Below are 10,920 nucleotides of genomic sequence, written 5' to 3'. Positions count from 1 at the left end.
GATCGTCACCACATCTTGTGAAAATACGCAAGTGCTGAAAGATTTATTTTTTCCGGTGATCGGCACCAATTTGGGGTGCTTTAAAAAAACCTGGCGGTGCAAATCTTAACTATAATTCGCGACCGAGGCGCGGAGGCAGTTAAGTGTTGCTTCGGAAGCTGCAATTTCCTTCAGTTCTATCTATTTTGACCGATCGATTAACAATAGTAACTGACCGTTTGACCAGAGTAAATTTGACAAAAAATGCAGAATTATTGCACCTTGTCTGGTGCGCGGCAGCGAACCCTACATTAATCAAATTGGCCTAACTCTTAAGAAAATTTGAGGAAAGATTAAGAATTATTGCCATAAAACCCAGGTAAAGTTGTTTGAATTACGACTCAAATGCCACGCAGACAAAGCGTTTGAGCATTTCCCAAATGTGTAAATCCTCAGAAAGTTAGTATTTCTCAAGGATTCATCCGGTGAGAAAATCAGAAACAACCTTAAAATTTAGCAGTAATCGCCCGATCGGGCAATTCTCAACCAGCACCAGGAAAATACCTATGAAATTGGCTTATTGGATGTACGCAGGCCCAGCCCACATCGGCACTTTGCGCGTTGCCACTTCCTTCAAAAACGTCCATGCGATCATGCACGCACCCATAGGAGACGACTATTTTAACGTCATGCGTTCCATGCTGGAGAGGGAACGGGATTTCACCCCAGTAACTACCAGCGTCGTTGACAGACACGTACTGGCGCGGGGTTCGCAGGAACGGGTGGTGGACAACATCACCCGCAAAGACAGAGAAGAACACCCAGATTTAATCGTGCTCACCCCGACTTGCACCTCCAGCATTCTGCAAGAAGACTTGGAAAACTTCGTGGAGCGAGCTCAATTGGATGCCAAAGGCGATGTATTGCTGGCGGATGTTAACCATTATCGGGTCAACGAACTGCAAGCTGCCGATCGCACTTTGGATCAAATCGTCCAATTTTACATTACCAAAGCCCGCAAAAAAGGCGATTTAGTAGAAGCCAAAAGCGAAAAACCATCTGTCAACATTATCGGTATGTCTACGCTGGGTTTCCACAACCAGCATGACTGCACCGAGTTGAAGCGTTTGATGGCAGATTTGGGCATTGAAGTCAACGAAGTTATTCCCGAAGGTGCTTCGGTTCATAACTTAAAAAGACTGCCGCGCGCTTGGTTTAACTTGGTTCCTTATCGGGAATTGGGGATGATGACCGGGGAGTATTTGCAAAAAGAATTCGGCACGCCGATGGTGGATATTACGCCGATGGGTGTGGTGGAAACTGCGCGCTGTATCCGCAAGATTCAGGAAGTTTTGAATGCTCAAGGTGCGGATGTTGATTACGAAAATTTTATTGACCAACAAACGCGGTTTGTGTCGCAGGCTGCTTGGTTCTCAAGGTCGATCGACTGCCAAAACTTAACCGGCAAAAAAGCCGTCGTATTTGGCGATAATACCCACGCTGCGGCGATGACGAAGATTTTGGCTCGCGAGATGGGAATCCACGTTGTGTGGGCAGGAACCTACTGCAAACACGACGCTGATTGGTTCCGGGAACAGGTTAGCGAGTATTGCGATGAAGTGCTGGTGACGGACGATCACGGGGCGATTGGAGATGCGATCGCCAAAGCGGAACCTTCGGCAATTTTCGGCACCCAAATGGAACGCCACGTAGGTAAGCGGTTGGATATTCCCTGCGGCGTAATTGCTGCACCGATTCACGTCCAAAATTTCCCGATCGGCTACAAGCCCTTTTTGGGTTATGAAGGCACGAATCAGTGCGTAGATTTGGTCTACAATTCCTTTACTTTGGGAATGGAAGACCACTTGCTGGAAATCTTCGGCGGCCACGATACCAAGGAAGTAATTACGAAGGGAATTTCGGCTGACTCTGATATGGGTTGGACGAAGGATGGACAGGCTGAGTTGAATAAAATCCCTGGTTTTGTGCGGGGTAAGGTGAAGCGGAATACTGAGAAGTTTGCGCGCGATCGGGGGATTGATAAGATTACCGTTGAGGTGCTGTACGCAGCGAAGGAATCGGTCGGGGCGTAGGTGATTGGTGGGGTGGGCATTTGCCCACCTTACTCCAAATGCAAAACTGCTTTAAGCAGGAATGACCTTTTCTATACGAGATAGTAGATTAAGGGCCAAATCATCTTCTTCAATCACATCTCGGTTTAATCTCTCTTGAAGTAGCCAAATAAGATGATTTACCGAAACTTCCTTAACTTTGATATTACCGTAATCACTGATTTCTCGCGTTTGACCTAGAGTAATAATCCAAACTTGTTTGCTTTTGCCATCAATTCTAAGAGTTTTTTTCTTTTGTACACCGTCTGAAGATCTCAGGTTAAATGTCAACTGAGCCTGCTCAAGCTTATTTATATAGTTTTCAATCTGGTCTTTTTTATATTCTTCAAAACCCTCCCTGAGCGTGCAATCATACATTACTGCAAGGTTGCCAATAATGAAAAATCCATCGGCTCTACCAGCTTGGTTTCTTTTGTCATATTGATATAGATAATGGATGCCCAAATTTTTCAGTAATAAAAAAGTCAAGTCCTCAAATTCACTTGAGCTGGTTGTATGTACTATTCGCTTAAATTGCTCAATTATTTGGTTTTTAAGTTCATCACAGGTGATAGGAGTGGGGAGCAACTCAGCAGGAGTATCATTTTGCTCTATTTGGTCAAAATTAATAAGTTGGATTCTATTGGCAAATCGTCTCCCATCTTCGCTCTCACCAATGGTAAAGGTAACTGCATCGCCTACTTTCAAACTTTCAAATTTATTATCTTCTACTTCCTTGGCTATAAAATAGAGCTCTTGAGTGCTTCCCTCAAGCGTAATATAACCCCATTTTCTGTTAGTAAAAATGTTTTTTACATAGCCAGAAAAACGATTTTTTGTTGGAGAAAGCCTATGAACTCCTTCGCTGACTACTTCTATTTTATTAGCAAAAAACCGCTTGCCATCCTTGCCTTGACCAACAGTAAAAGTAACGACATATCCCGGCTTCAAAGTTCCAAATTTATCGTGTTCAACTTGTGAATCGATAAAATAAAGGTCATCACTTTTATCATCGGGCGAAATGAATCCGCCTCTTTTATCACTAAAAATTTTTACCACTCGTCCTTGAAAACGGCTTATCTCTGAAATTTCCCCCATTTTTGGCCTCGAATACTGAACGATGATTGAGAAAGTAATATTTTATCTGAAAATGATTAACTCTCTCGTAACTTTAGGAGCCACTTGAAAGAATATTTAGTACAATAGATTTATTAAATCAGTATACCTTAGATATTATAAGCCAACCCACACATAATAAAATGGTAGTCCTGCATTGTCACGACTACCCGATCGCACTTATAGAAATTGATGAAAATTAGCATCCGCGCCCGCAGTTGGCGCACAATATTTAAAATAATTCTCTGCTTTGTCCTCGCGATCGCCTGTTAGTACATAAGTCCTCTCAGCAATCCAAAGTGCCAGTTTTTTAATTGTCCGTTGGCTAGTCAGTTGCAGGGAAACTCACAGAAAAATATCATTCTCAGCAACCAGCTTTCGACTATACATTCAATCCTCTTGTGGGGTGGGCTTCTAGCCTGCCCCTAAAAGCTTATTGAGAATAGCGCCCTATCTCAGGGAAAACGGAAATTGCATCCAGGCATTTCCTCCTTTAGGCCAATTGTGAAAACTGTACTGTTCGATCGCCCTAATCAATCCAACTTACCTAGATTAGACGCATCAACATATTTTAAAGGAATGACTTATGAACTTCACAGCAAGACTCACACAAACCAGCTTACTCGGTTTAATGCTATTTGCCAGCAATCCAGCGGCAACCTTGGCTCTAGGACAATCGAACACAAGCACTGCACCAACAGCGTCTCGCACTCAGTCTCCGATTGAAACCATACAAATAGCTCAGGTATCCACTCCCCAAAAACTGGTGAGAGATTTTTGTGCTCGCAAAAGACAGAAAGTGGAAAACTATTTCGAGACGAGCAACTTTCGGATTTATCTGTGCTACAACCACGCCAATCAACTATATTACTACGGCGTTAAAAAGAGTAACGGCAGCACAATCGCCCTGCGTGCTCGAACTGAAGAGGGGACTGGTTACGTGGCAAAAAATGGTGCCTACGATTACATTGTTACAGGAGCTAGCCTTAGTATTTATAACAAAGGCAAACGCATTCTCGAACAACGAGTGATTCGCTCCCTTTAGTATTTAAATGCGATCGCTCTTTCAAGCCCCGACTTCTTCAAAAAGCCGGGGATCTAACAGAATATCTGGCTTTTATGCTGAAGCAGACGAAAGTTTGTGTAATTTAACCTCGAACTCAAATGACTGGCGCTTCGCCACATTTGAGTTTGAGGTTAACAGGTTTCAACCGCCGAATAATATCAAAACAAAAACCCTCCCCAACAAGGAGAAGGGAGGGTGAAAAGACAGTGAAAAATTTAAGTTTTTGCAGAATTAACAATAAGGAGTTACATCTTCGCCACACTCGTCAGCCAAATAACACAAAGCTCGAAAGCGCAGCCCAACCACTTGCTCGTAAAGCGGATTTAACTTGCACAGCGGCGGAATGGATAATAAAGTGCGATCGCCAATTTTAACTTCCCGCTCAAACGGACACTGGCTGGGAATAAACTTACACAGCAACCGAGCCAACTTTTGACTTTTAATTGCAGTGTTATCAAGCCATTGTTTTACCGAATGCAAGGGGTCAAAGTGTGGCTTTTGACCGTAAGGTTGAGAATTTGTAGCGACATTAACGGCGGTTTCTTGTTTGCCAAATCCTACCCAATTTGGCAGAGTTCGGTAGGAGACTCTATGATCAAATACGTTCATTTTGCTCTGTTCCTCTTTTATAACGAGGTGCCAAGAACTCTCTGTAGAGCTTGTGCGATATTATCTACAATCAGTATCTACAGCATCTCGTTTTGCTTTACCGGATTGAACTTCTTAAATTAATGACTTAGGGCGAGAAAAGTAGTTCCTGATTTTTTTTTAAGACGGTGTGCGCTCTAAAAAGTGTCCTCATTTCAAGCCCAACAATTGATTGATAGGGTAAAATTCTGTTTTCTACGTTTTAGCTTCAACCTTCGGTTGACTCTCCTTTTGTAGTTCAATTACAATTGTGACGCATCGAGGTGAATTATCCTATACGTGAAAATGCGGAACTTTTAATGAAAGTTATAATATTTCTAAATAAGCTCTGCTGCAAAAACCCCTGAAACCTCGCCCCAACAATCTTTGCTCGCGATCGCTCAGAAACTTCTACAATGAGAAATAATCGGTATCACCGCCCTCACCACCCATGAGTAACCCAGAAACCAAAACTATCACCCGCGAATTGCAAAGCCACGCCGCCATTCTCGGTGGCTTCGTCTCCCTCCTGTGGATTATCGAAATTGTCGATGTATTCGTGTTCCGAGGCAGGCTGAATGCCTACGGAGTCCGCCCCCGCAGCCTCGACGGACTTCAAGGCATCCTGTTGATGCCTTTTCTACACGGCAGTTTTGCTCACTTAGCCGCCAATACCCTCCCTTTTGTGACATTGGGTTGGTTGATTATGCTGCGAGAAATTAGCGACTTTTTTATCGTGAGTGCCGTCACTGTGCTAGTCAGTGGATTCGGAGTTTGGCTAACCGGCGCGCCTAATTCCGTTCACATTGGTGCCAGCGGATTAATCTTTGGTTACTTCGGCTTTTTGCTGCTGCGGGGTTATTTTGAACGCAGCTTTACCTCTATTTTGTTATCTTTAATTGTCGGTTTCTTCTACGGCAGTTTAATTTGGGGAGTTTTGCCCTCGCAGCCAGGAGTTTCCTGGCAAGCGCATTTCTTTGGCTTTGTCGGCGGCGTATTAACAGCTCAACTTTTAGGGCGGCAGAAACGGCAAATTAACTAGGATTAGGACTTATGGTGTATCCTATCATCACCTTGGTTTATTGCCCCGAAGTGATCTAAAAGCGTAGGTTTTTTGTCAATAAACCTGGTTTCTTGTGTAACAAGTGCGTCCCGCATAGCAAGACTAACTGCTGACCAATAATTCAACCCGCGTCGGCAAGCACACAGTAAAAACCGAACCACAACCTAACTCGCTTTCAACGTGCATATCGCCACCCATCATCACGCAAAAGTGACGGCTAATAGTCAATCCCAAACCCGTGCCGCCATACTTGCGCGTAGTTGAGGCGTCGCCCTGCATAAAAGCTTGAAATAAATGCTGCAATTGTTCGGGGGGTATCCCAATGCCCGTATCTGCTACGCGAAAAATTATTGAGTCGGAAGGTTCTGCTATTTCTTGAGTTGTTAAGCTGTCATGTTTAACTCTTTCAATGCAGAGGGTAATAGTGCCCTGTTCCGTAAATTTGGCTGCATTACTCAGCAGGTTGAGCAATATTTGACGAGTTTTGGTAATGTCAGCATACATCATTCCCAAGTCGCTACCACAATCAACTTCAAACTTATTAGAATTTTTATCTACCAAGGGTTTGACAGTAGAAACTACCTCGTCAATTAAATTAACCGGATTGAAAGTTTCTAAATAAAGTTCCATCCGACCTGCTTCAATCTTAGAAATATCTAGAATATCGCTAATTAAAGATAGCAAGTGTTTGCCCGCTGTTTGAATTTTTTGCAAGTCGGGGATAAAATCTTCGCAGCCTAAATCCTCGGCGTCTTCTTTGAGCATATCGCTGTAACCAATAATCGCGTTGAGGGGAGTTCGCAATTCGTGGCTCATATTAGCTAAAAAGGCGCTTTTGGCTTGGTTTGCAGCTTGAGCGGTTTGAGCTACTTTTTGAAATTCTTCTGCTAATTTGCGCTGGGTAATATCTTCGGCAATACCGACGATGCGGTAAATTTCTCCGGTTTGGCTGCGGACTGGAAAAGCCCGATCGCGCACCCAGCAAACTGAACCGTCCGAGCGCACTACCCGATACTCCTCATCATAATCGCCCCGCACCTGTTTCTCAAAAGCAGCCTTAACGCGATCGAGATCCTCCGGGTGAATAGCATCCCAAAAAGCCTCCGGTTCTGACTGCAAACTCTGACAGCTCAAATTCCATATTTTTTCGCAAGCAGGGCTCACATAAACTAGCTGCTTTTGATTGGGTTCTCTAATCCAAAATACCTCATGAATATTTTCTGCCAACTGGCGAAACCGCTCCTCGCTAGCCCGTAACCTCTCCACAGCACTGTGAAATTCAGTCACATCTTGAATCAGTGATGCCACCCCAATGATGCTGCCGTCAGCATCAACCAAAGTCGTATTGTACCACTCGCACAGAATAATTTTGCCGTCTTTTCTGATGTTCTCGTTAAGGCTGGTAACTCCTCCTTGATTAGTGAGCAAAGTTATAGATAGTTGCCTAACATACTCCTTAGCACTTTCAGGAACTATGAGATCGACTCCGTGGCGTCCCATTGCTTCCAAGCGGTTGTATCCAAAAATTTTTTCCGCTGACAAATTCCATTCCGCTACTTCAAAGTTTAGATCCCATTCAATCGCTCCCAAAGGAGTTTGGTGAAGATGGAGAGCCAGTTTTTGCTGCGAGTTTTTCAGAGAAATAATTAATTGATTTTTGTCGGTGATCGCAGATTCTACCCGATCTTCGAGAGTCGTAAACGACTCTTCCAATTGACCAGCCATTGTATTAAAAGAGCGAGCCAGGACACCCACCTCATCCTCCCGCTCTACAGACGCCATCAAGCGGGAATCTACTGCCATCGAGTCCCATTCTCCCCGGGACAAAGCCTCCGCAGCCTTGCTCAGACGCCGAATCGGTACAACAATCCATCTCGAAGTCAGACCGCCAATCGCCGTTGCCAACACCAAAGCACCCAGACACATCACCACAGTATACCGAGTGTTGGCATTAATCCTTTCCATAAAATCGGCTTCAGGAATCGTCACCACAATCAACCAGTCGAGGCCCCTGCTGTCTGAGAGCGGCGTCACCTGTAGAAATTGCCGTTCACCGTCGATCGTAAAATCTAACTGGCGAGAGCTGTCAATTTTGCCCAAATCCCCGAAGCGTTCTGTCAAATAGCGGGCACTCGCTCGAACCAGCACATTCTTGCTACTGGCTGCCACAATCCGTTTTGCAACGCCGTTGCTAACAATAAATGGCGGATCAGGAGTAGAATTTGCCACCAATTGCCCCGACCTTTCTACAATAAAAGTCTGTCCAGATTTGCCAATTTTTAGACTTTCCAAGAATTGATTGAGCTGGGAAAGTTTCAAGTCACAACCCAGGATTCCTATCAGTTTGCCATCCTCGCCATAAACTGGTTGAGCAGCCGTAATCGCTAGTTTGGGAGCGTCAAAATAAGTATAAATTTTACTCCAAGTCGGTTGGCCTGCCTGCACCGGAGCTATGTACCAAGGTCGGACGCGGGGGTCGTAGTTGAGAGTAGTTTTTAATAGCTTAGTTGGTTCCCCAAACTCGGAGGGCGCGTAGCTGTGAAAGTTATAGCCAGTAGATTGATTGGAAAGCTGAACTTGCAACTTGCCGTCGTCGAGGCGTTCAACTCCAATAAAATCTTTTTGTTGGGAGGCGAATTCAATGTAGCTAATTTTATCAAAGGTTTTGATTTGTTTGGAGAAGTAGCGTTGCAAATTATCAGCATCCTGCACGTTCAAAATGCCGAGACGGATGGCATCGAGATTGAGCTGATTGATTTGGTGTGGTGTTTCAATATAACTATTAATATGTTGCTGGATACGCGATGTGACTTCGGCCCGCAGTTGTGCGGCAACATCGTTGACGGCTATGCGCCCGTTCCGCAGCGACAGCCACCCCGTCAACCCTACCGCAGCGAAAGTCTGGAGGGCAAAAGGCACAACAAGGACGATGCGAATTGGCACTTTGCCCGACATTTTTAAAATCGCGTCTGTCAGATATTTGATTGGCATGGTAAAGCAGAACTATTATGAACCCACAACATTCCGGTCAAGTACAACTTGATGAGCGCAGATTTTGAAGTTGAGATGGTTTTAGTAGGCAAAGTGCTGTTAATAACTCGGAGTCTGCCGCTGGCAACTGAATTTTTAAGGACTGCCACCGTCATCTTAGCGCGATCGGGTGTTTTGGGAACATTGGCGATCGAGATGAATGCAGGATCAATCTTGGACGTACTCTACACGCTCATACTATTATATATTTGAGATTAAAGAATTAAAGAATTGGGAAAAACTGATTCTGTAAAAGCTTAGAATTTGCCTGCTGTTGCATTCTTTTTTTAGACTGGTATCTGAAACCGGGTGTTTTTAGCGTTTTGGCGGTCTGCAAGGAACTATTTTCGTAAAAAACAATGGATGGATAGCCACCCGTGCGTCCACCACTAAGGAATGAGAATTAAATAACTTACAATGCGTGATGGTTCTTGTGGGATGGGCTTCCCGCCCGTCCAGAAAGGGCGGGCGTCCCGCCTAACCCCTACTCCCCACAAACTTGTGTAAATTATTTAATTCGCGATCCTAACTATTTTTCCCCTCCTGACGCGCGCTAATCAAACTAATCGAGTTTTTGGTTGACTCATGCCATAAATGACGTATTTTGGCGTTTCAACCCGGTTGCTGCGTCAGTTCTATTTGACCGATAGCGCGATCGAAAGTTATAAGTTTTGACACGAACTTTAATTGATATCTCCACAAGCAGCTACTTTTGATAGAGTACAACTTAATTGAGGCTAGGTAAAATAAGCATAGTAGGATGCAACGAGCGGAGGCATGGATGATGAACGCAGTTATTGCTACTCTTGGCACTGCTCTCGGACTGAGCTCAATTTTTATCGGTTTGACCCCGGCGGTTCTCGCCCAACAAAGACTGCAACCAGCGCCCCAATATTCGGAAACGACTTTATCAGGGGACTCGTTGAGGACTGTGGAGGACAGAACCGTAGACTCGGACTACCAAAACTTGATTGGTGCACCAGAAACGGCAGCTAATTCTGCTAGAAGGGAAAGCAGCTTGGGCGACACATTTCGCCTCAAAATCGATGGCCCATTGGAATTTATTACTACTCCTTCGGACGCCCAGCGTCAAGGAAATCCTTTACCTCCAAAACAAACCGACAGCGGTACAGAAGCGGGAGTTCAGCTTCTGCTAGGACTTTAGCAATTTTAAATGAATTCATTTGAAGCAAACGAGCGATCGCGGAACCCACTTTTTGATTCTTGGAGTTATTGTGACTGCGATCGCTTTTTTATCAGAGTTTTATCACAAGTTTTGTGCGGTTTCCATCACACAAGGTTCTCTATTGTGAACCTAAGATTAGACCAATTAAACTTCCGATACAGACCGATTAGCTACATATCTTTACAATAGCGCATAAAACTGGCGGTGAAGGTGATGGGAAAGGCTCAACTGATCGATTATTTGCGGGGGGAGTTGGCGATATCGAATTCTGCGATCGCCGTTGCTCTCCGACACGGTGAACAAGATGCCAGCGAACTGCCGATGCTTCTGTGGCAGTACGGGTTAGTAACACTGGAACAGTTAAACCTAATTTTTGATTGGTTGGAAGCTCAGCCGACTTAGCAATTTAAAATCCTGAGTTAAAAAATATCGATATCGGATTGCAATAATTTTTTGACAAATAAAGCTTGCACAAACGGTCGTCGAAAAGTATAGGGTTGAGTGTTTAGGTTGAGGGTGGGTCTTATTTTGTCCCAATTAGAAAAATACAAATATCACAGTAGGGACACAGCAGTGCTGTGTCCTCATTTTTGTTGCCGCCTAAAATAAACTGCTTTCATATCAAATCTGGCAGCATCGGAATTAAGGAATGAGAATTAAATAACTTACAATGCGTGATGGTTCTTGTGGGATGGGCGTCCCGCCCGTCCAGAAAGGGCGGGCGGGACACCCCACAAACTTG

General features: G+C 44.4%; 9 protein-coding genes. 6 read left to right on the top strand and 3 right to left on the bottom strand.

The genetic code is table 11. The annotated features are described in order from the left end of the window. The first annotated feature begins 545 nt into the window (after window positions 1-545). The gene (gene bchB, locus QUA40_RS15785; protein WP_333127387.1) at window positions 546-2,072 is read left to right on the top strand and encodes a ferredoxin:protochlorophyllide reductase (ATP-dependent) subunit B; all 1,527 of its coding nucleotides are present in this window, start codon (window positions 546-548) and stop codon (window positions 2,070-2,072) included. A 51-nt stretch (window positions 2,073-2,123) separates the two neighbouring features. Here bchB and QUA40_RS15780 read toward each other — a convergent pair whose 3' ends face one another. After that, the gene (locus QUA40_RS15780; protein WP_333127385.1) at window positions 2,124-3,188 is read right to left on the bottom strand and encodes a cold shock domain-containing protein; all 1,065 of its coding nucleotides are present in this window, start codon (window positions 3,186-3,188) and stop codon (window positions 2,124-2,126) included. 604 nt (window positions 3,189-3,792) lie between these two features. On the opposite strand from QUA40_RS15780, the gene QUA40_RS15775 reads away from it, so the two are divergent. Then, window positions 3,793-4,251: a hypothetical protein gene (locus tag QUA40_RS15775; protein WP_333127383.1), complete on the top strand. Its 459-nt coding sequence runs from the start codon at window positions 3,793-3,795 to the stop codon at window positions 4,249-4,251. Window positions 4,252-4,503: 252 nt separating this feature from the next. On the opposite strand, the gene QUA40_RS15770 is transcribed toward QUA40_RS15775, so the two are convergent. Then, window positions 4,504-4,881: a Mo-dependent nitrogenase C-terminal domain-containing protein gene (locus QUA40_RS15770; RefSeq protein ID WP_333127381.1), complete on the bottom strand. Its 378-nt coding sequence runs from the start codon at window positions 4,879-4,881 to the stop codon at window positions 4,504-4,506. A gap of 469 nt (window positions 4,882-5,350) precedes the next feature. Between QUA40_RS15770 and QUA40_RS15765 the strand changes: the two genes are divergently transcribed. Then, window positions 5,351-5,941, top strand: a complete 591-nt coding sequence (locus QUA40_RS15765; RefSeq protein WP_333127380.1) for a rhomboid family intramembrane serine protease — start codon at window positions 5,351-5,353, stop codon at window positions 5,939-5,941. Between the two features lie 123 nt (window positions 5,942-6,064). Here QUA40_RS15765 and QUA40_RS15760 read toward each other — a convergent pair whose 3' ends face one another. Further along, the gene (locus tag QUA40_RS15760; RefSeq protein ID WP_333127378.1) at window positions 6,065-8,953 is read right to left on the bottom strand and encodes a PAS domain S-box protein; all 2,889 of its coding nucleotides are present in this window, start codon (window positions 8,951-8,953) and stop codon (window positions 6,065-6,067) included. A gap of 51 nt (window positions 8,954-9,004) precedes the next feature. On the opposite strand from QUA40_RS15760, the gene QUA40_RS15755 reads away from it, so the two are divergent. The 3 genes from QUA40_RS15755 to QUA40_RS15745 all read left to right on the top strand — a co-directional run bounded on the left by QUA40_RS15755 (window position 9,005) and on the right by QUA40_RS15745 (window position 10,580). Beyond that, window positions 9,005-9,205 carry a hypothetical protein gene (locus tag QUA40_RS15755; protein WP_333127376.1) on the top strand — a complete coding sequence of 67 codons (201 nt, stop codon included), beginning with the start codon at window positions 9,005-9,007 and terminating at the stop codon, window positions 9,203-9,205. Window positions 9,206-9,773: 568 nt separating this feature from the next. After that, window positions 9,774-10,157, top strand: coding sequence for a hypothetical protein (locus QUA40_RS15750; protein WP_333127374.1), 384 nt, complete (start codon window positions 9,774-9,776; stop codon window positions 10,155-10,157). Between the two features lie 234 nt (window positions 10,158-10,391). Next, entirely contained in the window at window positions 10,392-10,580 is a 189-nt protein-coding gene (locus QUA40_RS15745) for a DUF2949 domain-containing protein (protein WP_333127372.1), read from the top strand. Window positions 10,581-10,920 lie beyond the last annotated feature (340 nt).

The sequence above is a fragment of the Microcoleus sp. Pol11C3 genome (assembly GCF_036701485.1).
Taxonomy (GTDB): domain Bacteria; phylum Cyanobacteriota; class Cyanobacteriia; order Cyanobacteriales; family Microcoleaceae; genus Microcoleus.
This window is presented reverse-complemented; position numbering and strand designations above follow the sequence as displayed.